Raw genomic sequence first — 23,927 nt, forward strand, 5'->3', positions numbered from 1 at the left:
CGCACGTGAATACGGCCAGCCATGATCGCAATGCCATGGGTTCCTTCCTCAGGGGGTGGTCTGCGCGGTGTTGGATGCCCGGCGCGTACGGTCGGTTTCCACCTGCCTACGCCCGTACCGGCCCCGCTCCGGACTACCCGGCGTCGCGGGTCCACCGCCCCATGGCGGGCCACTCCCTGTCGGGATCGTGCACGGGAGTGAACCCGCACCGGAGGAAGAACTCCACCCTGCCCTCGGCGCCCTCGCCCTCCTCGGGCAGCAGGAACACCCACTCGACCCCGGCCGCGCGGGCCCGGTCCACGAACCCCTCCAACAGGCCCCTGCCGACCCCGCGCCGTCTCCACCCGGGGTCCACCACCACCGCCAGCACGTACCCGTGCGGCGGCGGTGCCGGGCTCCCCGACCCCTCGTAGACGCCGTCCAGCACGCCCTCCACCCACCCCACCACCGCACCGTTCCCGTCCGCCTCCGCGACGAGCACCACCATGTCCTCGGGCAGCAGCGAGGCCGGGTAGCCCTTCTCGTCCAGGTGCGGTGAGGCGCGACCGATCAGGGCGGCGATGCCCGGGCCGTCCCCGGGGCGGGCGGAGCGCACGATCATGCCAGCAAGGTAGTGGCCGGACGCGGTCGGCCACCAGCCCGCACACCGGGCCGACCCCTGACCGAACCGGACCGATCCGCGCCCGTCCGCACCGGTCCGCGCCCGTCCGCACCGGTCCGCGCCCGTCCGGGCCGGTCCCTGTCCGCCCCGGAACGCCGCACGTCCGCCCGAGCGGAGCCGGTCCCTCCCCACGCAGGCCCTGAGGGCAGCGCGCCGCGACCGCATGGTCGGCCTGGAGCCGCACCGCGAAAAGGAGTGGCACGCCCTCCGGTGGAGTCCGTACGTTGTGGCTCTGGCCCTCCGGGCCCTGTGCGCCGTGCGCCGGGACCCACGGGCGCGCTGTCCGGGCCTGGGGCCTGGGCCCCATGTCCGGAACATGCCAGTATCGACCTGAACACGAAGTGGAACCCGGGCCCGTCCCGCCCTCGCCGCGAGTGCGCCGGTCCCCGGTTCGAAGAGTGGAGGACCGTAGCCGTGAACGCCGGAGGGGACGTCACCCCGACCGAATGGACCGTACGGGGAACCGACCGCGACGAGTACTCCGAGGTGATGCGCGTCGTCGGCGAGGCGCTGCTGTCCTCGGACCCGCCCGAGGACCGCGAACCCTTCCTGCGCCCCCTCCTGGACGCCGAGGGCTACGACCGCGTCCTGGTCGCCGTGGACGGGGACGAGATCGTGGGCGCGGTCAACGACTTCGCCTTCGAGATGGCCCTGCCCGGCGGCCCGCGCCCGGTGGCCGGGGTGACCGGCGTGGGCGTGTGGCCCACGTACCGCCGCCGCGGCGTGCTCAGCGCGCTCATGCGCCGCCAGCTCGCCGACATCCACGCGCGCGGGGAGCGCTACGCCGCGCTGTGGGCCTCCGAGGGCGCCATCTACGGCCGGTTCGGCTACGGCCCGGCGGTCACCGAGATGGAGACCGCCGTCCGCCAGCCCCACGCCCGCCTGCGCGCCGACGCGCCCCGCGACCCCGCTCTGCGGGTCCGCCTGGCCGACCCCGGGCAGGTGCGCCCGGACCTGGAACGGGTCCACCGCGAGGTCGCCGCCGTGCAGGTCGGCCAGTTCCAGCGCGCCGCCCACTGGTGGGACCGGGTCCTGCGCGACCAGGCCCAGTTCCGCGAAGGCCGCGGCCCGCTGCGGGCCGCGGTGGTCAGCGGCCCCGACGGGCCGCTGGGCTACGCGCTCTACCGCACCCGCAACAGGTGGGAGCGCGACGGCTCGCGCGGAGAGGTGTACGTCAAGGAGATCACCGCCACGACCCCGGCCGCCTGGACCGCCCTGTACGACCACCTGTTCAACCGCGACCTGGTCACCGAGATCACCTTCGACTTCCTGGCCGTGGACGACCCGCTGCGCCACCTGCTCGTGGACAGCGGCCGGGCGGCGCCCACGCTCTACACCTCCTTGTGGGTGCGGCTGGTGGACGTGCCCGGAGCCCTGTCCGAACGTTCCTACGCCGCGCCGGTGGAGGCGGTCCTTGAGGTCGCCGACCGGTTCGCCCCCTGGAACGCCGGACGCTGGCACGTCAAGGCCGACACCGGAGGCGCCCGCGTGGAGGCCACGGACGCGGCCCCCGACGTCAGCCTGGACGTGTCGCACCTGGGCGCCGCCCACCTGGGCCAGACCACCCTGGACGGCTACCTGCGCGCCGGCCTGATCACCGAGCACACCCCGGGAACGGTGGAGCGCCTGGACGCGGCCCTGCGCCGCTCCCGCGCGCCCTTCTGCGGTCTGATCTTCTGATTCCCGGGGTTCAGCGGTCCGGCCCCGCCCACCGGCGGGGCCGGACCCGCGTCCTCAGCCCTTCAGCACCTCAGCCCTTGAGCGCCTTGACCAGCCGGTCCACGTCGGACTCGTCGTTGTACAGGTGGAACGCCGCGCGCATCCGCCCGTTGCGGGCCGCCGTGACGATCCCCGCCTCGGCCACGCGCTCCACCGCGCCCTCGGGCACCGGGACCGACACGATCGCCGACCCGGCGGGCTCCATGTCCACGGCCTCGCGGAAGCGGTCTCCCAGGGCGGCATTGTGCTCGCGGATGACCTCCACGCCCACCTCCTCCACCAGGGACAGGGTCTCCTCCAGGCCGACCCACGCCCCCCACACCGGCGCCAGGTCCAGGCGCCGCGCGCCTTCGGCCAGCCGCAGCGGGCCGCCGTAGAGCGACTTCCAGGGCTCGTGCGCCCCGTACCAGTTCGCGGCCAGCGGTGAGAGCTTGGCCAGCGCCTCCTCGGTGCCGGTGAGCAGGGCCGAACCGCGCGGGCCCAGCAGCCACTTGTACGTCGCGCACACCGTGTAGTCGACCCGGTCCACGGGCAGCGGCAGCCACCCGGCGGCCTGGGTGGTGTCCAGCAGAAGCCGCGCCCCGTGGTCGGCGCAGGCCGCGATCAGGTCCTCGACCGGGGCGATCGCGCCGTCGGCGGACTGCACGGCCGAGACGGCCACCAGGTCGGTGTCCGGCCCCACCCGCGAGGCCAGGTCGGCCAGGGGCACCTCGCGCACGCTGATCCCCGCGTCCGCCCTGGCCATGAAGGGGTGGACGACCGAGCTGAACTCGTCGGCCGCCGTCAGCACCCGCGCCCCCGGGGCCAGGCTGGCGGCGACCGTGCCCACGAACTGGGAGGCGTGGCTGCCGATGGCCACGTGGGAGGCGGGCACTCCGGTCAGGCGCGCGTAGGCGGAGCGGGCGCGCTCGATGCCCGCGTCTGCCCCACCCGGCTGGAACCGGCCCGCGGCCACGTCGCGGGTGTGCTGCTCCAGGGCCCGTAGCGCCCGCCGGGGCGTCAGGCCGTGCGTGGCGGTGTTGAGGTAGGTGTTCTCGGCAGCGAACTCCTGCTGCGCGGCCCGCAGGCGGGCCCGTCCGGCTTCGTCCATGCCCCCGATGCTCACAGCGCGGCGGGGACCGCTCAAGGTCCATTCCGGCCGGGAAAGGACTGCCTTTGGCGGCGGTGCCCCCGGCGGCCTCAGTTGCGGAACTTGGCCTTGGCCTCGGTGGAGCCCGCCATGAGCTTGTTGAGCAGGCGCACGAGTTCCCGGCGCTCGTCGGGTTCCAGCGCTTCGGCCCAGGCGCTCTCGCGCCGGTTGTGCGCCCGGAAGCCGCCGAGGATCGCCCGGTACCCGGCCTCGGTGAGGCTGAGCTGGAGGGCGCGCCGGTCGTGGGCGGCGCGCTCGCGCACGATGAGCCCGTCGCGTTCGAGGGTGTTGAGCAGCGCGGACAACGCGGCCCGGCTCATCCCCGAGATCTCGGCGGTGGTCTTGGCCTCCATGGGCCCGGCCAGCCACAGCGCGAAGATCACCCGGAACCCGGGCCAGGTGAGACCGCGCGGGCGGTGCACGGACGACTCCAGGTCGTAGACGACCATGCTCGTCGCCCGGTTGAGGGTCAGGACCATCCGCATGGCGTCGGCGTTCACGGAGGGCAGTTCCTGCTCGGCCTTCCGCACCGCGTAGTCCACGAAGGACCAGAAGGTGAGTTCGGGGGCGGTGTCGTGGGTCACGTCGGTCAGCCTAGTGCCTGATCTCCCGCCGGGACCGGTCGCGCCCGGCCCCGCGCGTCCGCGCCGTTCGGGAGCGCCCGCGCCCGGTCCGGCACACGGCGGGCGGCCCGGCGCACGCGTCGGCACCGGTCGCAGCCGCCGCGGAGCCGCCGTGCGGCTGCGTCCGCCCCGCCCGGGCCGCGCTCGCGAACCGCCAGGTGGGAGGTCTGCGGACACGTCCGCCCCCGTCGTATCATGTGATCTGTATCACTCAGTAGCGGGCTCCAGGCCTCTTGGTCCTGTGGCGTGGAGCACGTTATGGTCAGGATCATCAAACCTTTGATCAATTGGGCGGCGGCAGCCGTCCGGAGCGAGTGAAGGGCCCCGACCATGGCAGCCAAGCCGTTCGCCTCATCCGCCGACACCGAGGCCAAGGAGCAGACCCTGGAGGTCCTGGCCGACGGCGTCTACGCCCTCACCGCCGAGGGCGACCCGAACGTGGGCGCCATCGAGGGCGAGGACTTCCTCGTGGCCTTCGAGGCCCTGGCCACGCCCGCCGCCGCGGGGGAGTGGCTCGCCAAGCTGCGCGAGCACACCGACAAGCCGATCCGCTACCTGGTGCTCTCGCACTACCACGCGGTCCGCGTCCTGGGCGCCAGCGCCTTCGACGCCGAGATCATCCTGACCCACGAGAAGACCCGCGAACTCATCCGCGAGCGCGGCGAGGAGGACTGGGCCAGCGAGTTCGCCCGCATGCCGCGCCTGGCCAAGGACGCCGACTCCGTGCCCGGGCTGACCTGGCCCACCCAGACCTTCGCCGACCGCACCACCATCGACCTGGGCGGCGACCGCGGCGAGCTGGTCCTCCAGTACTTCGGCCGCGGCCACACCGAGGGCGACATCGTCGCCTGGCTGCCCAAGCAGAGGATCCTCTTCGCCGGTGACCTCGTCGAGGCCCAGGCCGCCCTCTACACCGGCGACGCCTTCCACCACGACTGGGCCGGGGCCACCCTGGACGGCGTCAAGGCCCTGGAGGCCGAGATGCTCGTCGGCGGACGCGGCGCGGTCAGCCGCGGCCGCGAGGAGGTCGACGCCGCCATCGAGCAGACCCGCGGCTTCCTCGACGTCATGATCCGCGAGGTCGGCGCCGTCCACGGACGCGGCGGCACCCTCAAGGAGGCCTTCGAGGCCACCCACGCCGCCCTCGTCGGCGACTACGGCCACTGGCCCATCTTCGAGCACTGCCTGCCCTTCGACGTCTCCCGCCTGTGGGACGAGTTCTCCGGCATCGAGCGCCCGGTCATCTGGACCGCCGAGCGCGACCGCGAGGTCTGGGACCAGCTCCAGGGCTGACCCGCCGCCCCGCCCACCGACTCCCGATCCCTTCCACGCCCGTACGGGGCGTCCACGCCGAACGGAGCCACCAGATGCGACCCCCCGCTCCACGCACCCCCGCGGACACCGCCGCCGATCCCGTCCTGGTGCTCGGCGCGGGCCCGGTCGGCCAGACCGCGGCCCTGCTGCTGGCCCGGCGGGGCGTCCCCGTACTGCTCATGGACGCACGGCCCGAACGCGACGCCGTCGGCTCCAAGGCCATCTGCCAGCAGCGCGACGTGCTCGACGTCTGGGACTGGCTGGGCGCCGGACGGGTCGCGGAGGAGGGGCTGACCTGGGACACCGCCCGCACCTTCTACCGCGACAGCGAGCTGTTCAGCGTCCGCCTCCCCGACCCGGGAGCCTCGCCCCTGCCGCCGTTCGTCAACATCTCCCAGTCCCGCACCGAACAGGTCCTCGACGAGCGCCTGGCCGCCGCCGGGGTGCGCACCCTGTGGAACCACCGGGTCACCGGCATCTCCCAGGACGCGCGCGGCGTCACCGTCGAGTGCCGCACGCCGGACGGCCCCGTCCGCCTGCGCGGCTCCCACGCCCTGTCCTGCCTCGGCGCCCACGGCGGGGTGGTCCGCGAGGCCCTGGGCCTGTCCTTCGACGGCACCACCTTCGACGACCGCTTCCTCATCTGCGACATCCGCGCCGACCTGGCCGGATGGGAGCGCGAACGCCGCTTCTACTTCGATCCCGAGTGGAACCCCGGCCGCCAGGTGCTCATCCACCCCTGCCCCGGCTCGGTGTACCGCATCGACTGGCAGGTGCCCTCCGACTTCGACCTCGACGCCGAGGAGGCCAGCGGCCGACTGGAGGCCCGCATCCGCCAGATCATCGGCGAGCGGCCCTACGAGATCGTCTGGCACTCGGTCTACCGGTTCCACACCCGTGTGGCCGAACGCATGCGCGCGGGCCGCGTCCTGCTGCTCGGCGACAACGCCCACCTGGTCGCCCCCTTCGGCGCACGCGGCCTCAACTCCGGGGTCCAGGACGCCGAGAACGCCGCCTGGAAGCTCGCCTACGTCCTGGCCGGATGGGCGGGCGAGGAACTCCTGGAGAGCTACCACGCCGAGCGCCACGCCGCCGCCCTGGAGAACGCCGACGTCACCAGCGCCACCATGCGCTTCCTCGTCCCCCAGGACGAGGAGGAGCACCGCACCCGCCTGGCCGTGCTCGAAGCGGCCCTCACCGAGGAGGCGGCCCGCGCCCGGGTCGACTCCGGACGCCTGGCCGAACCCTTCTGGTACACCGACTCGTCCCTGACCACCCCCTGCCCCGAACGGCCCTTCGGAGGCAGGCCCCCGCGCGGCCGGGCCCCCGCCCCCTGCCCCGGGGTGGTCCTGCCCGACGCCCCCGTGGACCTGCCCGGCGACGACGCCCCGGCGCGCCTGCGCCCCCTGCTGCGCGAGGGCCTGACCCTGCTGGTGGGCGCCGCCCCCGAGGGCGCCGACCCCGACGCGTTCCTGGAGGGCGTGCGCGCCGCCGCGCGCGGGGCCACCCCGGCGCCCGTCACCGCCCTGTACCTGGACCGGATCGACACCACCGGCGCGCTGACCAGGGCGCTGGTACCCGAGCCGGGACAGGTGTGGCTGGTGCGCCCCGACGCCCACGTCGCCGCCGTCGTCGCGGGCGCAGACCCCGACGCCGTGCGCGCGGCCGTGCGCACCGCGCTGGGGTTCGCCCCGGCTCCGGCGGTGCCCGCCTCGACGGACGGCGCGAGCGGTCCGGCCGCCGACAGGACTTCCGACCCCAGGGCCTCCGCCGCCGCGGACCGCCCCGCAGGAACCGTGCCCGACCCGCGCGGCGACGAGCCCGCCCCGACCGCCTGACCCGGACCCACTCCACACGGAAGGGACAACACCGCCATGGCCTACTACCGCCAGGTCGGCGAGGTGCCCCGCACCCGCCACACCCAGCACCGCACCCCCGAGGGCGGGCTGTACTACGAGGAGCTGATGGGGGAGGAGGGCTTCTCCGCCGACTCCTCGCTGCTCTACCACCGCGCCATCCCCTCGGCCATCGTCGACGCCGCCGAGTGGGAGGTCCCCGACCAGTCCCGCACCCGCAACGCCCCGATGGTGCCGCGCCACCTCAAACTGCACGAGCTGTTCTCCGACCAGGAGTGGAAGGCCGCCGACGTCGTCGAGTCGCGCCGCCTGGTCCTGGGCAACGACGACGTGCGCATCTCCTACGTGGTCGCCGGGGCGCCCTCGGAGCTGTACCGCAACGGCATCGGCGACGAGTGCGTGTACGTGGAGTCGGGCACCGCCCGCGTGGAGACCGTCTTCGGTCTGCTGGAGGTCGGCCAGGGCGACTACGTCGTCCTGCCGCGCGCCACCACCCACCGCTGGGTGCCTACCGGCGACCAGCCCCTGCGCGCCTACGTGGTGGAGGCCAACAGCCACATCGCCCCGCCCAAGCGCTACCTGTCCCGCTACGGGCAGTTCCTGGAGCACGCACCCTACTGCGAACGCGACCTGCGCGGCCCCTCCGAGCCGCTGCTGGCCGAGGGCGAGAACGTCGACGTGCTCATCAAGCACCGCGGCGACGGTCCCGGGGGCATCTCCGGCACCCGATACACCTACCCCACCCACCCCTTCGACGTCGTGGGCTGGGACGGGTGCCTGTACCCCTACGTCTTCAACGTCGCCGACTTCCAGCCCATCACCGGCCGCGTCCACCAGCCGCCGCCCGTGCACCAGGTGTTCGAGGGCCACAACTTCGTCATCTGCAACTTCGTGCCGCGCAAGGTGGACTACCACCCCGGCGCCATCCCGGTGCCCTACTACCACTCCAACGTGGACTCCGACGAGGTCATGTTCTACTGCGGCGGCGACTACGAGGCCCGCAAGGGCTCCGGGATCGGCCAGGGCTCCATCTCCCTGCACCCCGGCGGCCACTCCCACGGCCCCCAGCCCGGCGCCTACGAGCGCAGCATCGGCGCCGAGGCCTTCGACGAACTCGCCGTCATGGTCGACACCTTCCGCCCGCTCGACCTGGGCGAGGGCGGCCTGGCCAGCGACGACGGAGTCTACGCCTGGACCTGGGCCGGGGGACGGAGGGAGCGGCGGTGAGCGCCGAGCTGTACCGCGGCCTGTTCGACGACGCCGCCCTCTTCCCGCCCGGCAACGCCCCCATGGGCGGGGCGCTGCCCGCCCACCGCGCCCACCGGGCCGGACAGCGCGCCGAGTACGTCGGCCCGTTCCTGGTCTCCGACGCCCGCGTGGGCGAGCTGCGCGCCGTCCTGGCGCGCGAGGAGCCGGGCCACGGCCCGCTCGCGGTCGTGGTCACCGTCCCCGGCGGCGCCGAGGGCGTGGGCCCCGCCGTCGCGGCCGCGACCGCCGACCCGGCGCTGCGCCTGACCGGGGTGGAGGCCGCCGCCGCGCCCGGGACGGCCGCCGAGGTCGCCGCGCGGCTGGACGAGCACCTGCCCGAGGGGGCCGAGGGGTTCGTGGAGGTCTCCCGCCAGGCCGACGTGCCCGCCGAACTGCGGTCGCTGGCGGGCACCGGCCACAGCGCCAAGTTCCGCACCGGGGGGCTCACCGTCGAGGCCCATCCGAGCGAGGAGGAGCTGGCCGAGTTCCTGCACTCGGCCGTGGAACTGGGCGTGCCCTTCAAGTGCACGGCCGGGCTCCACCACGCCGTCCGCCACACCACCGCCGAGGGCTTCGAACAGCACGGTTTCCTCAACGTGCTGCTGGCCACGGCCGCCCTGCTCGACGGGGCCTCCGAGCGGGAGGCCGCCCTCGTGCTGGCCGACCGCGACGGCCCGCGCCTGGCGGCCCTGGCCGCCAAGCTCACCGACGAGGAGGCGCGGGCGGTGCGCGGCCGGTTCCGCTCCTTCGGCACGTGCAGCGTCACCGAACCCCTGGAGGACCTGGTCGTGCTCGGGGCGCTGCCCGCCTCCCGCGCCCGCTGAAGCGTCCGGTCCCGGAGCCCGACCGCTCCAGGGGCCGGTCCGTTCCGAGGGGCCGATCGCTTCGAGAGCTCGCCCGCTCCGAGAGGCCGTCCACTTCGGGAACCTGCACGCCCCGAGGCCCGGCCGCTCGGAGACCCTGTCCATGTGAAGAGCCCCCCGCTTCGAGAAACCGTCCACTCCAAGAAAGCGAACGCCATGCCCGACAGCTGGCTCGACCTCGCCCCGGACACGCAGTTCGGCCTGGCCACCCTGCCCTACGGCGTGTTCGGCACCGCCGACGATCCCGCGTCCCGCACGGGCGTGGCCATCGGTGACCACGTCCTGGACCTGGGGGCCGCGGCCCGCGCTCTGGACGCGCCCTTCGCCGACACCGTCGACCGGCCCAGCCTGGACGCCCTGCTGGCCGCCGGACGGCCGGTGTGGGACCAGGTGCGCGCCGCGCTCACCGACTGGTTCACCGACCCCGCGCGCGCCGCGGCCGTGCGCCCGCACCTGGTGGACCGGGCGTCCGTACGCATGTATCTACCCTTCACGGTCGCCGACTACGTGGACTTCTACGCTTCCGAGCACCACGCCAGCAACGTCGGCCGCATGTTCCGCCCCGACCAGGAGCCCCTCACCCCCAACTGGAAGCACCTGCCGATCGGCTACCACGGGCGTTCGGGCACCATCGTGGTCTCGGGGACCGACATCGTGCGCCCCACCGGCCAGCGCAAGCCGCCGACCGAGCCCGCGCCCGTCTTCGGGCCCTCGGTCCGCCTGGACATCGAGGCCGAGGTGGGCTTCGTCGTCGGGACCGGAACCGAGATGGGCGAGCGCGTCGCGGTGGACGACTTCGCCGACCACGTGTTCGGGGTGTTCCTGCTCAACGACTGGTCCTCCCGCGACCTCCAGGCCTGGGAGTACGTGCCGCTGGGGCCGTTCCTGGGCAAGTCGTTCGCCACGTCGGTGTCGCCGTGGATCGTGCCGCTGGCCGCGCTGGAGTCCGCGCGCGTGGAGCAGCCCGCACAGGACCCCGAGCCGCTGCCCTACCTCCGGGGCGACGGCGGGCCCTGGGGCCTGGACCTGCGCCTGGAGGTGCGGCTGAACGGGCACCTGGTGTCCACGCCGCCGTTCTCGCAGATGTACTGGACGGCGGCCCAGCAGCTCGCGCACATGACCGTCAACGGGGCGTCCCTGCGCACCGGGGACGTGTACGCCTCCGGCACGGTCAGCGGACCCGAGCGCGGGCAGCGGGGCTGCCTGCTGGAGCTGACCTGGAGCGGGAAGGAGCCGCTGAGCCTGCCCGACGGTACCGAGCGGACCTTCCTGGAGGACGGCGACGAGGTGACTATTACGGCTACGGCCCCGGGCCCGGACGGGACCACCGTGCACTTCGGTGAGGTGACCGGCAGGATCCTCCCCGCCCGCTGAGGTGTCGGCACGGCCCCGCGCACCCTCCCCGAGGGCGCTCGGGGCCGTTGCACTGTGGCGTCCCCCAGATGACCGGAAACGTTTGGGTCGATCCCCGGCGACGGGGGCGTCATACCCACGCGTTGCTGGCACAGCCAGAGGACACGGTGTTCTCGATCGCCAACCCTCTCGGCGCGTCGAGGCCGGGCTGTACAAACACGTCCCTGGACTGCTTGCTGACTGCAGTGCGCTGGAAGTCCACGCGGATCAGCAACCGCTACTGGCCGTGGCGATGCTGCGAGGCCAAGGCGGCTCTTGCGCATATCACCAAGCCCTCGTTCGGGAAACCGGGTTTCGCTGGCCCGATGCGGCCACTCGGCGAAACAGCCGCTTGATCTGCATTTGTTCAATCCCTTGTTCCTGTGTGAATGGATTCTTGGTCGGCTTCGCGCCTTTGTCCTCCAGAAAAAGTGCTGTGACCTGCAGATTTAAGAAACTGTGGCTGCCATGCATAGTCCACGGGCGCGTGCTAGGGTGATGCAGTCAGTTACCCAAAATGCGGAGATCCCCTTGCATAACGGAAAACTGAAAGCCATCGCGCCCTTCGCTGCTTCTGCTTTTCTGCTCGGGCTCGCCCCTGCTGCGCAGGCGGAGGAAACCGACCCCGGATTTGAACTCGTTTCCACGAGCACTGTTACGCTCGAAGAAGCGATGCAGCAGGATCGGATCACGACGTTCGCCGCCAACGACGCCATCGAAACCTATGTCACAGAGCAGGCGGCTGAAGGTAGAGAAGTCGACCCTGAAAATGTGACAGCTATCGAGTTCGAAGAGCCGACCACTGGCGAACAAGTGACGGCAGTGTGGGACGACGGCCTGACGCCTACGAGGTTCGATACAGCAACGGCGCAATATTCTGAAGGCCATGAGCAGGTTGCCTACGGGGTCGGAGTCGAACTCGACCCTGCAGAGGCAGCTTCCTCGGACGTGTCGACCAGTAGTAATTTCGGCGTGGAAACCGAAGGAATGGCGGAGGAAGGCGATGCATGCGTTCGCATCGAATTTACTCCTGACTATGCCACGGAGCCCGGAACCCGTGAAAACCACGTTCTCGTGAGTTGCTACGAAAAATACCGCGCCCTCGAAATCGAGACTCCGGATGCGCGTGACTGGGCCTACTACCGGTACGGGAATTTCACGACCGCTGAGCCAAGGTTCCCGGAGGTCGTGCCAGAGCCTCGGATCGTTGACTTTTCACTGCGGACGCAGCCCTGGGAAGGGAACGCGGACGAAGACGTGCGCAGGATGACTGGATTCGCGCCACAGACTCCGTCGAATGACTGCAACGTGGGAAACCAGCTCCAACTCACCGTGGGTCCGGCCTCGCTGACGTTCCCAACACTTCAGTGTGATAACCTTCGCGTCGATATCAAGCCTAATGCTGGCGCATATGGTTTGATCTTCGATGGAAGCGAAACCGTGCAGATCGCAAGCAGCTACGCGATGGCACTCGAGGCCACTGCCGCTGGACGTGAAGTGGTCATGAGTGACTATGCCTGGGCCGAGGTCAACTACGGTGGTGGAAGCGGTCCCATCTGGGAAGACGCCTACATCTGGACCGACGGCGGGTGGACCCCCTGGAATGATCTCTAAATTCCTGTGGTTTAAAGTATGAAATCAGGGGCGCGGGATTCTGTTCCGCGCCCCTGCTTATCGCCCTCGGATAACGTTTACTGCGGCAGCTACAATGCCACACATGGCAAGGAAAAAGCCAACTCTTCCTTCTCTGATGACTATATGGACAGGGTGGCCCAGGTTGGGGCTGTAGGATAGTCTGAAAATGCCGACGTCGTAATGCCCGCCGTAGCCGCTATGTACTGAAATCCAGGCGAGGGCGAACCCGACGTTCAGCAAAACCAAACCCGCTAAGAGGCCAAATAGAAACCCGTAGATTAACCTTCTGCCGCCGAAATTGCTCACGCCATCACCTCACGGGGGAGTCAAGTTTGGTCTAGGGTCATCATACATTGCTGCTCTTCAAATGTCACCTTCGCTCTAAACCACAGGTAAGAGGCTCGCAGTGCTCGCGGTGAAGAACCTTCATGATGCCTAGTTCCACTACTGAAGCGCACTCATCGGCATCCATTTTCTGGAGAACTATGTGGAGGAGGCGAACGTTTTCCTGGGCTCTGCAGAAATTGATCAGTGCGAGGATATTCACCTTGGTAATGGCATCTCCTGCGCCTCGGGTTCCCCGACTGGTGAGGCGGTGGTCGTCCCGCGCGGTCGTGAGACCGCGCGGGACTTTCACCCCGGCTCAGGTGTCGGAGAGGTCGGCGGAGGCGCAATCGTCCGGCTGGTTGAGGAGGGTGGCGATGTGTTCTTTGGGGTAGCGGCGTGCTCCGCCGGGGGTGCGGAAGGGTTTGAGGACGTTGTCCCATTCGCCTCGGTGGAGGCTGCGGGGGCGGATGTTGAACAGGGCGGCGACTTCGCTGGGTGTGAGGACGTCGGGGCGGCCGTCGAGGAGGTAGCTGTAGTCGGGCATGAGGGGCTTTCCATGTCTTCGGGGGGTCGGTACTCGGCGCTGAGTGTTGTGCGGGTGGCTGGTGGGGCGGCCCCGCCCTCCCGGGGAAGGGGAGGGCGGGGCTTCGGGCTGGTGCTCTTCGCATCGGCCCGTCCGCACCGGCCCGGGGGACAGGTCGGGTGGTGCGGAGCATGGAGCGTTGAGCGCTCACAGGGATGCGTGGGTTACCAGGGGAAGACGGCGCGGACGGTGATCGCGCCGCAGGAGTGCTGCTTCCAGTCCCAGTAGGAGCACAGGGCTTCGACCAGGCGCAGGCCGTTGCCGCTGGGGCGCAGGGGTTCGAGGTCGGGCACGCTCGGGAACGTCGGTTGTTCGCCGGGGCGGGGGCCGTTGTCGGTGACGTGGAGTTCGAGGTGACGTGAGGTGCGTTCGATCTCCACGCGGATGCTGCCGCCGGGGAGCCCGGATGCCGAGTGACGCAGGGTGTTCGTGACCAGCTCGGAGACGGTGACGCTGACGGGTTCGGCCAGGCTGGGGCGTGAGCGGGTGGCTTGGGCGGCCCAGCGGCGGGCGATCTTGACGTGGCCGAGTTCGGGGCCGAGCAGGATGCCTGATTTGGTGGCGGTTCCGCACAGTCGGCGTGGAAGTGGAAGGGGTGGAGCGGTAGACTTCATCGGTCTCACCTTTGCTCTTTGTGGACAGGTGGGGCATTTGCCCCGGAGGTCGTTAGTGGCGACCTTCGGGGCTTTTTGTGTCTAGGTCTTGTCTTCGCGAGTCGGTTTCGCGCGTGGCCGCCCAGTGAAGGAAGGAGTCGGTAGGTTCCCGATGCCCCAGCGATCCTCACCTGGGGGCCAGGTGCGTTGGTCTCGTCCTTTGAAAGCCACAGGTTTACTTTCGTGGAGACACCCTGCCTGACCAGCGAAGAAGTTCTCTAGGCCCGGGTCCAAATTGCATCCTTGCTCATTCCCCCCGTGGGCGTCCGTGGTCGGTTGTGGTTACCTGTGGCTATGCCTCCCAAGATCACTGCTTCTCAGCAGGCCGCAATGAATCAGTTCGGCGCAACGCTGCGACAAATGAGAGAATTGGCTGATTTGTCCCAAAAGAAACTAGGTGTTCTCACTCGAACCTCCAAGCAGCAGGTGGGGGCTATCGAACGCGGGGAACGGAGGCCGTCCAAGGAGTTCGCGAAGCTTGCAGATGCTGCCCTGGAAGGCCACGGTTCACTGCTCGGTCTGTGGCCAGGGGCGAGGCGTGCGCAGCCCTGGTGGCTCCAGGAGTTTGTGGTCATCGAGGAGAAAGCCCAGGTCATCCAGGAATTCCAACCTCAGGCTGTGCCCGGGCTGCTTCAGACTGAGGACTACGCACGCCAGGTAGTGAGTGCAGCGTTCCCTCCGCTGGGAGCTGAGGAAAGCGAGCAACTCCTGCAGTCGAGGATGGAGCGGCAGGCGATTCTTGACAGGCCGAAGCCTCCCCTCGCCATGTTTGTCATCGAGGAAGGGGCACTGCGCCGCACGGTCGGTTCCCCGAGTCTCATGCAAGCACAGAGGGAAGTCCTTCTCCGCAGGGCTAGGCAGCCTCACATCGAGGTGCAGGTGGCTCCGTACCATCGCGGTGCGCATGGTGCCATGGATGGGGCGTTCATGGTGATGCGGATGTCGTTCGCGGAGTACCTGGTGTACGCAGAAGTTCCGGGCAAGGGCCAGATCATCACGGACGCCGAGGTCGTGGCAGACTGCCAACAGCGGTTCGGGGCGCTTCGTAGTCTGGCGCTCTCACCCGCTGAAAGCATCGACTTCATCGCGTCGCTTTGAGGAGCAGGTAGTGAAGGAATGGCACAAGTCCAGCTACAGCGGAAACCAGGGGGCATGTGTGGAGGTGGCTGAAGGCGACAAGGTTCTGGTGAGGGACACGGAGAACCGTAACCTCGGGCATATCGAACTTACGCCGGACTCATGGACCGCGTTGGTGAAGGCCCTCTAGAGCGCATCGCAGAGACGGCTCCCTGCCATCCCCTGGCAGGGAGCCGTTTTTGTGCTCAGTGGCAGCGTTCTGGTTGATAAGGATGTCGTTCACGGAGTAGCTGAAGTGTGTGGAAGTTTCTGGAGAAGTCGAATACTACGGCTGCCGGATACGTGACAGACTGCCAGGAACGATGGAGCGCTTCGTGGTTCGGCGTTCTCACCGGCGCAAAGGATCTACTTCATCGCCTCGGATTGAGGAGCAGGTAGTGAAGGAATGGCACAAGTCGACCTACAGTGATGGCGGGGGCGGTAACTGCGTCGAGGTTGCGGAGGGCCCGGTCACCGGCATCCGCGACACCCAGAACCGGCCCTGGGCCACCTGTCGGCCCCGGCTCCTGAGTGGGCGGCGCTCCTGGCCGCGGTGCGCGTCCAGTAGCGGCACAGCGTGAACCGGTCCCGCCCGTAGTGGGCGGGGCCGGTCTTATCTGTTTGCTGGGCGTGGGCACCCCGTTCCACAGAACGGGGCAGGCGGGAAGCCTCCCGCGGCGCCGTCGCCGCGGGAGGCCGTCACCTGTCGCGGACCCGGATCAGGGCTGGTCGCCGGTGTAGCGGTAGATGTTGTTGTTGGCGTTGACGCCCCAGACGGTTCCGTCGGCGGCCGCGCTGATCTCGGTCAGCCCTCCGGGGATGTTGACCCAGGGGTTGGCGTCGTCGTTGGTGAAACGGTAGATCGCGTCACTGCTGTTGACCCCCCACACGTTGGTGCGCGATCCCGTCGAGATCCCCGTGAGAGCCCCGGAGATCTGCTTCCAGTGGGAGGAGCCCTGGTCGCCGGTGTAGCGGTAGATGTTGTTGTTGGCGTTGACGCCCCAGACGGTTCCGTCGGCGGCGGCGCTGATGTCGACCAGTCCTCCGGGGATGTTGACCCAGGGGTTGGCGTCGTCGTTGGTGTAGCGGTAGATGGCTCCGTCGGCGTTGACGCCCCACACGTTGGTGCGGGAGCCCGTCGAGATCCTGGTCAGTGCTCCGGAGATCTGCTTCCAGTGGGAGGAGCCCTGGTCGCCGGTGTAGCGGTAGATGTTGTTGTTGGCGTTGACGCCCCAGACGGTTCCGTCGGCGGCGGCGCTGATGTCGACCAGTCCTCCGGGGATGTTGACCCAGGGGTTGGCGTCGTCGTTGGTGTAGCGGTAGATCGATCCGCTGGCGTTGACGCCCCACACGTTGGTGCGGGAGCCCGCTGAGATCCTGGTCAGTGCTCCGGAGATCTGCTTCCAGTACGCCATGTCAACCTTCTCCGTCCATTCGGGGGACTGCGCTGAACTGTCAGGAACACATGTGGCACAGCCGGTCCTGGGGAGACCGGTGCACCTGTGGGGCGACGGTGGACGCGAAGAATTTCGACGGCTCGCGGACATCGGCCGCTCGACCTTTCCTCTTCCAGAAAGGAATTCTCTGAATGGGGCTGGTGCGACGATGTTCCGCGTCTTCTCGGTGGAGCCGTGGAATCTTCGCCTTTCCCGGTCTCGCGCGTCGCTGCCGTTGAGATGCCCGAGGGTGGGGGAGTGCAATCCCTTTGGACCCGTTTCGGCCAATGTTCAGAAAATTATTCCCACGCAAAAAGATCCGTGATATGGAGATGGCAAATCCACTATAGGAGAAAAAGTATAAGATTCCCGGAATGTATTCCCGTGTGCCGACGGTGGTCCAGGGGCATGGAGCGTCCGGAGGCCGGTCGTCGTTCGGCCGACGTCGTTGCCCGCGTGGGCTGTTGCGGCGGCGGCACGGGAACTCATCGCGAAGCGGTTCCGATCAGGGTTCCCACATGGTCGGCCTCCGGGGCCGCCTCCTCCCACACACGCACCTCACGGAACCCGTGACCAACCAGGATCTCCTCCCACACCGCGGGCTCGTAGGCCCACCGGTACACCCACACCTCCCGGCCGTTGAACCCGCCTCCGTACATGCCCTGCACTCCGTACGACCCGGGAACCGCGGGGGCGCAGGAGAACACGAACCTTCCACCGGATTCCAGACGGTCGTGCACCAGCGGGAACAGCACGCCGGGATCGGTGAACCAGGCCGCTCCCCACACCGAGTAGACGGCGTCCCACCGCTGGCCGGTCCCCGCCAGGAACTCGACCGCGTCCGCGTGGTGGAACTCCGCGCCCAGGTGTCCCCACTGGTGGCGGGCGTGCTCCACCGACACCGGTGACACGTCCACTCCCGCGGCTTTCACCCCTCGGGAGGCCAGCGCGGCGACGGCGTTGCCCCGCCCGGCCCCCAGCTCCAACGCGGAGGCGGGTTCCCCCAGCAGTTCGAACCCGGGACCGTGCCCCGGGTACTGGGTCCACTCCAGGGCGGTGGCCAGAGCCTCCTCCGGGTCCTGTGGGGTGACGCCCTGGGCGTAGCGGTCCCAGTAGCTCGGGACGTCCGTGGTCGGGTTGCCCATGGTCGTGGTCCTCGTGACGCGGCGTGCAGGAACCGGACCAAGGTAGCCACGCCGCGGCCGGGGCAGCAGGGGAATGGCGAAACAGACCGCCACCCGCGCAGGTGTCTACCTCGCCCGGGTCCGGCGCGGAACAGGCAGCGGTGGACCGACCCGCGGGTGCACGGGGCGTCCTGGAACGCGAAGCCGCAGCGTGCCCGGGTCGGGGTTCGCGAAGTCGGGTGTTTCCGGCCGTTTCTGCGTCTTTCCGAGGCGATCCCATGCCATGATTTTTGGGGTTCGCTGATGGGAACCGCCGACTACTGATGGGGAAGACACGTGGCTGAGCGCCAGACCGGCACGGTGAAGTGGTTCAACGACGAGAAGGGGTACGGCTTCATCACGCCGGAGTCCGGGCCCGACCTTTTCGTTCATTTCAGGGCGATCGAGGGCACCGGCTTCAAGTCGTTGCAGGAAGGCCAGACGGTCAGCTTCGAAGCTGTCCAGGGCCAGAAGGGCATGCAGGCGGACAAGGTTCAGGTGGAAGGGTAGGCAAGGCCCGCCTGAACTGAAGCGCGCGAAGCCCTCGAACCCGGTCTCCCGGGCGCGGGGGCTTCGTCGTGTGCGGCGCGAACCACCCCGGCCGGTGGTGTCGGCGGCGTCCTCATGGGCCGCCCGGTCGAGTCCGGAGCGTCGCGCCGGGTCGGGGATGGCTACCGGGCCCGGCCCTCCGGGTTCTGTTCCTTTTTCGTGCCAATCGGAAAACACAGAGCAAAACCGTTCTATGTGAATTGTTGCGCAAAGCAGACAGTTCAGGCTTCTGGCATGTGCGGACTTGACGGAAAATTACGCGAACCCGTGTTCGCTGCGCTAGCGTGTTCCCCGAAAAGGAAAATCCCGGCCGGTGCTACCAACACCGAGCCGGGATTTGGCCGACGCCTGCGTGAACAAGCGTCCGGCCGTGCCACCTGCCTGCTAGAACCAGGAAGGCGACTCGTCGTGGAGTCTACCGCCCCCGCTCCCCGTGCCACCACCGAACGCCGTGATTCGGGCCGGTTTTTCGGCCCGCGTCAACGCCCCCGCAAGGCAATGCACGGAATTGGTTTCATACCGGACATCTGGGTCAATGAAGCCCGCGAAGCCGGACTCTTCCCCACATCCCGCGCTTTCATCGCCGCCACGGTCATCGCCCGCGCCGCCGACCTCGACGGCCGCTGGTGCTTCCTCTGCCTGGACACCCTGGTCAGCCGGTCCGGCCACCTGCTCAGCCTCTCCGTGGCCAAGCGCGCCATCGCGGACCTGGTCGCCGTCGGACTGGTCCGCAAGCTCGACCCCGGTCAGACCCGCGCATTCTTCGCCGGGGACATCAAGGAGCGCACCCGCTCGCACGACCGGCTTCCGATCGTCCTCGAACTGCTGATCCCCGCCGAGGACTTCCCCGAACCGGTCCGCGAGGAGATCAACGCCGTCCGCGCGGCACTGGGGGAGGAGCCCCTGGACGAGACCACCCGACCCAGGATCAGGAAGGCCGCGACGGTTCGAATCGACCTCGGCGACGGGTCGAATCGACCCACACACCTATATCCCATTCACCTCTCCTCCGACGAGCGCCCCGATGCGGCCCCTGCCGGTCGGTGCCGGGCGAACTCCCGCGCCCACCGGCCCCGCCCCGACCACCCGAGCCGAACGGGGCGGGGGAGGGGCCGGACGTCGAGGAGCTGTCGGGGGAGGGAACCCCCGCACTCGAACCGGCCCTCACCGAACGCATCCTGGCCTCGCTCATGGGAGGCGGGCCGATCGCCGCCGACGAAGCCCCCGCACCTGGGACAACACCAGTGCACCCGCCCGGGCGTCAGGTGATCATCGACCGGATCCGCTGACGGCTCGCCGCATGAGGCCCCAGTGGCAGACACGGCACGGCGGCAGACGCGGCCCGGCGGACACGCGGCCCGTCACCGGGCCTGGAGCGAGGCGAGGAACTCGTCGGTCCTCCGGACCTCGTCGCGGTCGTAGGTGCTGACGTTGGCGAGCACCTCGGAACCGCCGGTGCGGTCGAGGAGGTCGGTGAGCGCGTCCGCCACCTGTTCGGGAGTGCCCGCGATCGCGGAGTCCATCCAGCCGTGCACCTCCCTGCGCTTCCTGTCGCGGCTCGTCTCCCCCAGCAGCCGACGCACCTCCTCGACGGGGCGGAGCGCGCGGAACTCCCCGGCCTCCCGCGAGTCCGCGTACGCCCACGCCTCGGGCAGCAGCAGGTCGCGGGCGCGCTCCTCGGTCTCCGCGACGGAGACGTCCACGTTCACGACCAGGTAGGGAGCGGGCGCGGTCCGGCTCGGCCGGAAGTCCTCGAAGTACGCGGCGATCCTGTCCGGGTCACGAAGGACCGGCCCTCCGATCACCGCCGGAAGTCCCAGCTCGGCGGCGAGTGCCAGCCCCTCCCGGACGGCGAGCAGGAACACCGGCGGAGGCGCGACGCTGGGCCTGGCGGTGATCCCGGCCCGCCCGCTCAGATACTCGCGCACCCTTTCGACCTCGGCCGGGTACTCGCCCTCGCCCAGGGCGGTGCGCCCGAGCGCACGCCGGATCGGAGCGGTGAAGCCGAGCGAACCGCCCAGTCCCAGGTCGATCCTGCCGGGGAAGAGCGCTTCCAGGAGCAGCGCCTGCTCGGCGACCACCAGCGGGCTGTGGTTGGGGACCATGACCCCGCCCGTGCCCAGGCGGATATCCCGCGTGCGGGCACCGATGGCCGCGAGCAGCACGGTGGGGGCCGAGCTGGCGATACCGGGCACCGCGTGGTGCTCGGCGGTCCAGAACCGGTGGAACCCGAGTTCCTCCGCGCGCACGGCCCTCTCGACGGTCGTCGCGATCGTCTGCGCGTCGGACTCGCCGCTGCGCGTCCGTGAGCGGTCAAGCAGGGAGACCCGCATCGGTCCTCGCCTCCGTCCGTGTGGTGGGACAGCGCATCGTCCTCCTCCGCCCGGAGCGTACTCCCCGCGAGCCCGTGTGCGGGTTCCGGACTCGGACTCCGGACTCCGCGCTCGTCAGCGGTTCCCTCAGTCCGGTTGCGGACCGGTGCACACTCCCACCGGTCCGTCCGCGCGACCGGCCGTCTCCGCAGGGGACGCGGACACGAGCGGCCCCGGGCGACGAACCGTCGCCCGGGGCCGCACGCGCCAGCCCGTGTCAGACCCGGGTCATGGTGGAGTCGTAGCCGCCCCCGCCGGGGTAGACCCATGCGCCGGTGACGGTGCCGCCGTCGGCGCTGAAGGTGCCCTCGTAGTAGGCGGGGCTGCCCTTCGCGCCGCCCCAGATGGTCAGCCTGTCGCCGACCAGCTCGTAGGCGTAGTCCAGCGTGTTGCCGACCGAGTCGTAGAAGCGCGAGACCACGTCCGCGCCGACCGGCTCCCCGAAGGGGCGCAGGTTGCCGATCACCTCCATGCCGGTGACGGCCTGGCCGAACTGCGAGAGTTCGACGTGCTGGAGCAGGAAGAAACCGCCGGGCATCCACTCGTAGCGCACGGTTCCCTCGGCTCCGCCGGTGACCGTCCAGGTGCCGACCAGGCGGTCCAGGGCCCTGAGGTCGGTGCTCGGCTCGTAGGTCTCCGGCATCCCGTGGTTCTCCGACGTCTCGTGGGTCTCGGTCATCTCGGACATCCCGTTCTCCTTGTGTGTCGTGGTGGGTGTTCGCCGTTACCTCGGAGGCGCGGGCCGATCCTCGACATGCTTTTTGTGTGTCCTAGGTCACGCTCTGATCGTGTCGAGAACCCGGAACCCGCCACGAGGTAGCGGCAGGAACCCACCAAGGAGGAACCCATGGCCGCTACCGCCACCGCTGCCACCACCGCGACCCGCCGCTCGTCCGCGCCCCTGCTCCTCGCCGGAGCCCTGGCCGGACCGGTCTTCTTCGCCTCCGCGACCGCGCAGATGCTCACCCGCGAGGGCTTCGACATCACCCGGCACCCGATCAGCCAGCTCTCCACCGGCGACCTCGGCTGGATCCAGATCGCCACCTTCGTGCTCGCCGGTCTGGGCGGCCTGGCGCTGGCCGTCGGTGTCGGGCGCACCCTCACCGAGGGGGCCGGGCGCCGGGCGCTGCCCGTCCTCATCGGGATCTTCGGCGCCGGGATGGTCGCCGCCGGAGTGTTCACCATGGACCCCCAGTACGGCTTCCCCGCCGGGACCCCCGACGCCCCGGCGGCCCAGATGTCCTGGCACGGGATCGCCCACTCGGCCGCGGCGGCCGTCTCCTTCACCGCGCTGGCCGTCGCCGCCGTCGTCCTGGCCGTGCGCTGCGTCCGCCGCCGGGCGGTGCTGCCCGCCGTCGGCAGCGGAGCCGCCGCGCTCGTCCTGCTGCTGCCCATGTCTGCGGAGCACATGAGTGTCCAGATCGCCGTCAACGGCCTGGTCGCCTTCACCTGGACGACCGTTCTGTCCCTGTCCCTGCGCCGTGCCGCCTGACCGACCCGTACTCTTTCGCCCGAACGTTCGACGGAAGGAACCGCCATGAAGTACCTGCTGCTCAGCTACACCCCGGCCGCCGCCTGGGACGCCGCGACCGCCGACACCCCCTCCGAGGAGGCGCTGGCGGCGTTCGCCGCCTACCAGGAGTTCGAGCGGGAGCTGATCGAGACCGGCGAGTTCGTCAGCAGCGAGGGCCTGGGGCACCCGGCGGTCAGCACCACGGTCCGCGGGGCCGAAGGCGGCGTGGTGGCGACTGACGGGCCCTTCGCGGAGCTGAAGGAGGTCCTGGCCAGCTTCGCCGTGATCGACGTGGCCAGCCAGGAACGGGCCGTGGAGATCGGTTCGCGCATCGTCGAGGCGCTGGGTGAGCCGATCGAGATCCGGCCGATCATGGGCGAGGACTTCACGGCGTGAACGACCGCGACCGTGCGCAGCGGCGCCCGCCGGTGGCGGACGGCCAGCGCGACGGCGGGCGGCGGACCCCCGGCGTGGACGCGGACATCGAGCACCTGCTGGGCACCGAGGCGCCGCAGGTGCTCGGCGCCCTGGTGCGGCGCTTCGGCCGGTTCGACGCCGCCGAGGACGCGGTGCAGGAGGCGCTGCTCGCCGCGAGCCGGGCCTGGCCCGCCGACGGCGTGCCGGAGAACCCGCGCAGCTGGCTGATCCGCGTCGGCTACCGGCGCCTGGTCGACCTCCTCCGCGCCGAACAGGCCAGGCACCGGCGCGAACAGGAGATCGGCGCCGCCGAACTGGCCATGCGGGAGCCGGACCGGAGGGCGGGCCCCGCCCGGGAGAGCGACGACAGCCTGGCCCTGCTGTTGCTGTGCTGCCACCCCGCGCTGAGCGCCGCCTCCCAGGTGGCGCTCACGTTGCGCGCGGTGGGCGGCCTGACCACCGCCGAGATCGCGCACGCCCACGGGACCTCGGAGAACACCATGGGCACGCGGATCAGCCGCGCCAAGCAGCAGCTGGCCCGGGTCGGAGCCCGCGTCACCCCGCCGACCGACGCCGACCGCGACAGCCGGATCACGGCGGTGGCGAAGGTGCTCTACCTGGTCTTCAACGAGGGTTACACGACCTCCGAGGGCGACCAGCTCGCCCGCGTGGACCTGACCGGCGAGGCCATCCGGCTGACACGCATGCTCCACGACTCTCTGCCCGACGACGCCGAGGTCACCGGCCTGCTCGCGCTCATGCTGCTCACCGAGGCGCGCCGTCCCGCACGCACCGGCGACCACGACGAGCTGGTGCCCCTGGACGAACAGGACCGGTCGTTGTGGAACGCCGACCTCGTCCGCGAGGGCACCGCGCTGATCGACGGCGTGTGGAACCGCGGTGAGGTCGGCCCCTACCAGTTGCAGGCGGCGATCGCGGCCGTGCACGCGACGGCCCCGGCGCCGGAGCGGACCGACTGGGTGCAGATCGCGGTGCTCTACCTGTGGCTCGAACGGCTCAGCCCCACCGCTCCCGTGCGGCTGAGCCGGGTGGTGGCGGTGGCCAAGGCGTACGGCCCGGCGCGGGGACTGGCCCTGCTGGACGACCTCGACCGACGCTTCGGGCTCGGCCGGGACCCCCTGACCCGGCAGCGCGAACGCGCGGTGCGCGCTCACCTGCTGGAGAGGACCGGGGAGGGGGAGGGCGCGGCGGCGCTGTACCGGGAGGCGGCCTCCCTGACCGGCAACCGGGTCGAGCGGCGGTTCCTGCTGGACCGCGCCGACCGCCTCGGTTGAGGGGCGGGGCCGTGGCCCTGTCCGATCGGGTTGGCCGCTGATGCTCCCGCCGGAAGGGTGTCC

Annotated in this window: 23 protein-coding genes and 1 pseudogene; 15 read left to right on the plus strand and 9 right to left on the minus strand. The window is 70.2% G+C overall.

The genetic code is table 11. The features are described 5' to 3' along the window. Positions 1–133: 133 nt before the first annotated feature. Positions 134–601, minus strand: a complete 468-nt coding sequence (locus UIS43_RS02995) for a GNAT family N-acetyltransferase (RefSeq protein WP_013152897.1) — start codon at positions 599–601, stop codon at positions 134–136. Between the two features lie 474 nt (positions 602–1,075). On the opposite strand from UIS43_RS02995, the gene UIS43_RS03000 reads away from it, so the two are divergent. Continuing rightward, a complete protein-coding gene (locus UIS43_RS03000) occupies positions 1,076–2,341 on the plus strand; it encodes a GNAT family N-acetyltransferase (protein WP_071622005.1) in 1,266 nt (421 codons plus the stop codon). Between the two features lie 70 nt (positions 2,342–2,411). On the opposite strand, the gene UIS43_RS03005 is transcribed toward UIS43_RS03000, so the two are convergent. Beyond that, positions 2,412–3,470, minus strand: coding sequence for an aminotransferase class V-fold PLP-dependent enzyme (locus UIS43_RS03005; protein WP_013152899.1), 1,059 nt, complete (start codon positions 3,468–3,470; stop codon positions 2,412–2,414). A gap of 89 nt (positions 3,471–3,559) precedes the next feature. After that, the gene (locus UIS43_RS03010) at positions 3,560–4,093 is read right to left on the minus strand and encodes a MarR family winged helix-turn-helix transcriptional regulator (RefSeq protein WP_013152900.1); all 534 of its coding nucleotides are present in this window, start codon (positions 4,091–4,093) and stop codon (positions 3,560–3,562) included. Between the two features lie 369 nt (positions 4,094–4,462). Between UIS43_RS03010 and UIS43_RS03015 the strand changes: the two genes are divergently transcribed. The 6 genes from UIS43_RS03015 to UIS43_RS03040 all read left to right on the plus strand — a co-directional run bounded on the left by UIS43_RS03015 (position 4,463) and on the right by UIS43_RS03040 (position 12,419). Continuing rightward, a complete protein-coding gene (locus UIS43_RS03015) occupies positions 4,463–5,425 on the plus strand; it encodes an MBL fold metallo-hydrolase (protein WP_071622006.1) in 963 nt (320 codons plus the stop codon). 74 nt (positions 5,426–5,499) lie between these two features. Further along, positions 5,500–7,284 (plus strand): FAD-dependent monooxygenase, encoded by a 1,785-nt coding sequence (locus tag UIS43_RS03020; protein WP_013152902.1) that lies wholly within the window; start codon positions 5,500–5,502, stop codon positions 7,282–7,284. A 36-nt stretch (positions 7,285–7,320) separates the two neighbouring features. Next, positions 7,321–8,529: a homogentisate 1,2-dioxygenase gene (locus UIS43_RS03025; RefSeq protein WP_019607483.1), complete on the plus strand. Its 1,209-nt coding sequence runs from the start codon at positions 7,321–7,323 to the stop codon at positions 8,527–8,529. Then, positions 8,526–9,374 (plus strand): hypothetical protein, encoded by an 849-nt coding sequence (locus UIS43_RS03030; protein ID WP_370012385.1) that lies wholly within the window; start codon positions 8,526–8,528, stop codon positions 9,372–9,374. Before UIS43_RS03025 ends, UIS43_RS03030 begins: the two co-directional genes overlap by 4 nt. A gap of 195 nt (positions 9,375–9,569) precedes the next feature. Beyond that, positions 9,570–10,787, plus strand: a complete 1,218-nt coding sequence (gene fahA / locus UIS43_RS03035) for a fumarylacetoacetase (protein ID WP_370012386.1) — start codon at positions 9,570–9,572, stop codon at positions 10,785–10,787. A gap of 516 nt (positions 10,788–11,303) precedes the next feature. Then, on the plus strand, positions 11,304–12,419 hold the full coding sequence (locus tag UIS43_RS03040) for a hypothetical protein (protein ID WP_370012387.1): 1,116 nt from the start codon (positions 11,304–11,306) through the stop codon (positions 12,417–12,419). 664 nt (positions 12,420–13,083) lie between these two features. Here the strand turns inward: UIS43_RS03040 and UIS43_RS03045 are convergent. Both UIS43_RS03045 and UIS43_RS03050 read right to left on the minus strand, forming a co-directional pair. Next, positions 13,084–13,311 carry a hypothetical protein gene (locus UIS43_RS03045; RefSeq protein WP_370012389.1) on the minus strand — a complete coding sequence of 76 codons (228 nt, stop codon included), beginning with the start codon at positions 13,309–13,311 and terminating at the stop codon, positions 13,084–13,086. 203 nt (positions 13,312–13,514) lie between these two features. Further along, a complete protein-coding gene (locus UIS43_RS03050; RefSeq protein WP_071622010.1) occupies positions 13,515–13,964 on the minus strand; it encodes an ATP-binding protein in 450 nt (149 codons plus the stop codon). Positions 13,965–14,297: 333 nt separating this feature from the next. Here UIS43_RS03050 and UIS43_RS03055 point away from each other — a divergent pair, with 333 nt between their 5' ends. From UIS43_RS03055 to UIS43_RS03065, 3 genes and pseudogenes are all read left to right on the plus strand, one after another. Then, the gene (locus UIS43_RS03055) at positions 14,298–15,101 is read left to right on the plus strand and encodes a helix-turn-helix transcriptional regulator (RefSeq protein WP_013152909.1); all 804 of its coding nucleotides are present in this window, start codon (positions 14,298–14,300) and stop codon (positions 15,099–15,101) included. Between the two features lie 10 nt (positions 15,102–15,111). Further along, positions 15,112–15,270 carry a DUF397 domain-containing protein gene (locus tag UIS43_RS03060; protein ID WP_013152910.1) on the plus strand — a complete coding sequence of 53 codons (159 nt, stop codon included), beginning with the start codon at positions 15,112–15,114 and terminating at the stop codon, positions 15,268–15,270. Between the two features lie 247 nt (positions 15,271–15,517). Further along, positions 15,518–15,687, plus strand: a pseudogene (locus UIS43_RS03065) (DUF397 domain-containing protein). A 151-nt stretch (positions 15,688–15,838) separates the two neighbouring features. Here the strand turns inward: UIS43_RS03065 and UIS43_RS03070 are convergent. Together UIS43_RS03070 and UIS43_RS03075 are read right to left on the minus strand one after the other, a co-directional pair. Beyond that, positions 15,839–16,534 (minus strand): tectonin domain-containing protein, encoded by a 696-nt coding sequence (locus UIS43_RS03070; protein ID WP_370012392.1) that lies wholly within the window; start codon positions 16,532–16,534, stop codon positions 15,839–15,841. Positions 16,535–17,040: 506 nt separating this feature from the next. Continuing rightward, positions 17,041–17,700: a class I SAM-dependent methyltransferase gene (locus tag UIS43_RS03075; protein ID WP_370012394.1), complete on the minus strand. Its 660-nt coding sequence runs from the start codon at positions 17,698–17,700 to the stop codon at positions 17,041–17,043. 315 nt (positions 17,701–18,015) lie between these two features. Here UIS43_RS03075 and UIS43_RS03080 point away from each other — a divergent pair, with 315 nt between their 5' ends. Beyond that, a complete protein-coding gene (locus UIS43_RS03080) occupies positions 18,016–18,228 on the plus strand; it encodes a cold-shock protein (RefSeq protein ID WP_013152914.1) in 213 nt (70 codons plus the stop codon). A gap of 537 nt (positions 18,229–18,765) precedes the next feature. Next, positions 18,766–19,536 (plus strand): hypothetical protein, encoded by a 771-nt coding sequence (locus UIS43_RS03085; RefSeq protein ID WP_370012398.1) that lies wholly within the window; start codon positions 18,766–18,768, stop codon positions 19,534–19,536. Between the two features lie 92 nt (positions 19,537–19,628). Here the strand turns inward: UIS43_RS03085 and UIS43_RS03090 are convergent, their stop codons facing one another. Together UIS43_RS03090 and UIS43_RS03095 are read right to left on the minus strand one after the other, a co-directional pair. After that, positions 19,629–20,600: an MsnO8 family LLM class oxidoreductase gene (locus tag UIS43_RS03090; protein WP_358453490.1), complete on the minus strand. Its 972-nt coding sequence runs from the start codon at positions 20,598–20,600 to the stop codon at positions 19,629–19,631. Between the two features lie 256 nt (positions 20,601–20,856). After that, complete coding sequence (locus tag UIS43_RS03095) at positions 20,857–21,327, minus strand: hypothetical protein (protein ID WP_013152917.1); 471 nt, start codon at positions 21,325–21,327, stop codon at positions 20,857–20,859. Positions 21,328–21,486: 159 nt separating this feature from the next. On the opposite strand from UIS43_RS03095, the gene UIS43_RS03100 reads away from it, so the two are divergent. The 3 genes from UIS43_RS03100 to UIS43_RS03110 are packed head-to-tail and all read left to right on the plus strand — an operon-like array spanning position 21,487 to position 23,864. Next, the gene (locus tag UIS43_RS03100) at positions 21,487–22,131 is read left to right on the plus strand and encodes a DUF998 domain-containing protein (RefSeq protein ID WP_013152918.1); all 645 of its coding nucleotides are present in this window, start codon (positions 21,487–21,489) and stop codon (positions 22,129–22,131) included. Between the two features lie 45 nt (positions 22,132–22,176). Beyond that, entirely contained in the window at positions 22,177–22,548 is a 372-nt protein-coding gene (locus tag UIS43_RS03105; protein WP_013152919.1) for a YciI family protein, read from the plus strand. After that, positions 22,545–23,864 carry an RNA polymerase sigma factor gene (locus UIS43_RS03110; protein WP_370012402.1) on the plus strand — a complete coding sequence of 440 codons (1,320 nt, stop codon included), beginning with the start codon at positions 22,545–22,547 and terminating at the stop codon, positions 23,862–23,864. Before UIS43_RS03105 ends, UIS43_RS03110 begins: the two co-directional genes overlap by 4 nt. Positions 23,865–23,927: the final 63 nt, after the last annotated feature.

Source organism: Nocardiopsis sp. LDBS0036, from assembly GCF_041228755.1.
Lineage (GTDB): Bacteria > Actinomycetota > Actinomycetes > Streptosporangiales > Streptosporangiaceae > Nocardiopsis > Nocardiopsis dassonvillei.

What these genes read in the sequence shown, in the direction of transcription:
- UIS43_RS02995 (WP_013152897.1), bottom strand. Translation starts at nt 601, where the DNA reads ATGATCGTGCGCTCCGCCCGCCCCGGGGACGGCCCGGGCATCGCCGCC.
- UIS43_RS03005 (WP_013152899.1), bottom strand. Translation starts at nt 3,470, where the DNA reads ATGGACGAAGCCGGACGGGCCCGCCTGCGGGCCGCGCAGCAGGAGTTC.
- UIS43_RS03015 (WP_071622006.1), top strand. Translation starts at nt 4,463, where the DNA reads ATGGCAGCCAAGCCGTTCGCCTCATCCGCCGACACCGAGGCCAAGGAG.
- UIS43_RS03020 (WP_013152902.1), top strand. Translation starts at nt 5,500, where the DNA reads ATGCGACCCCCCGCTCCACGCACCCCCGCGGACACCGCCGCCGATCCC.
- UIS43_RS03025 (WP_019607483.1), top strand. Translation starts at nt 7,321, where the DNA reads ATGGCCTACTACCGCCAGGTCGGCGAGGTGCCCCGCACCCGCCACACC.
- fahA (WP_370012386.1), top strand. Translation starts at nt 9,570, where the DNA reads ATGCCCGACAGCTGGCTCGACCTCGCCCCGGACACGCAGTTCGGCCTG.
- UIS43_RS03040 (WP_370012387.1), top strand. Translation starts at nt 11,304, where the DNA reads ATGCAGTCAGTTACCCAAAATGCGGAGATCCCCTTGCATAACGGAAAA.
- UIS43_RS03045 (WP_370012389.1), bottom strand. Translation starts at nt 13,311, where the DNA reads ATGCCCGACTACAGCTACCTCCTCGACGGCCGCCCCGACGTCCTCACA.
- UIS43_RS03050 (WP_071622010.1), bottom strand. Translation starts at nt 13,964, where the DNA reads ATGAAGTCTACCGCTCCACCCCTTCCACTTCCACGCCGACTGTGCGGA.
- UIS43_RS03055 (WP_013152909.1), top strand. Translation starts at nt 14,298, where the DNA reads ATGCCTCCCAAGATCACTGCTTCTCAGCAGGCCGCAATGAATCAGTTC.
- UIS43_RS03070 (WP_370012392.1), bottom strand. Translation starts at nt 16,534, where the DNA reads ATGGCGTACTGGAAGCAGATCTCCGGAGCACTGACCAGGATCTCAGCG.
- UIS43_RS03075 (WP_370012394.1), bottom strand. Translation starts at nt 17,700, where the DNA reads ATGGGCAACCCGACCACGGACGTCCCGAGCTACTGGGACCGCTACGCC.
- UIS43_RS03085 (WP_370012398.1), top strand. Translation starts at nt 18,766, where the DNA reads ATGCACGGAATTGGTTTCATACCGGACATCTGGGTCAATGAAGCCCGC.
- UIS43_RS03090 (WP_358453490.1), bottom strand. Translation starts at nt 20,600, where the DNA reads ATGCGGGTCTCCCTGCTTGACCGCTCACGGACGCGCAGCGGCGAGTCC.
- UIS43_RS03095 (WP_013152917.1), bottom strand. Translation starts at nt 21,327, where the DNA reads ATGTCCGAGATGACCGAGACCCACGAGACGTCGGAGAACCACGGGATG.
- UIS43_RS03100 (WP_013152918.1), top strand. Translation starts at nt 21,487, where the DNA reads ATGGCCGCTACCGCCACCGCTGCCACCACCGCGACCCGCCGCTCGTCC.
- UIS43_RS03105 (WP_013152919.1), top strand. Translation starts at nt 22,177, where the DNA reads ATGAAGTACCTGCTGCTCAGCTACACCCCGGCCGCCGCCTGGGACGCC.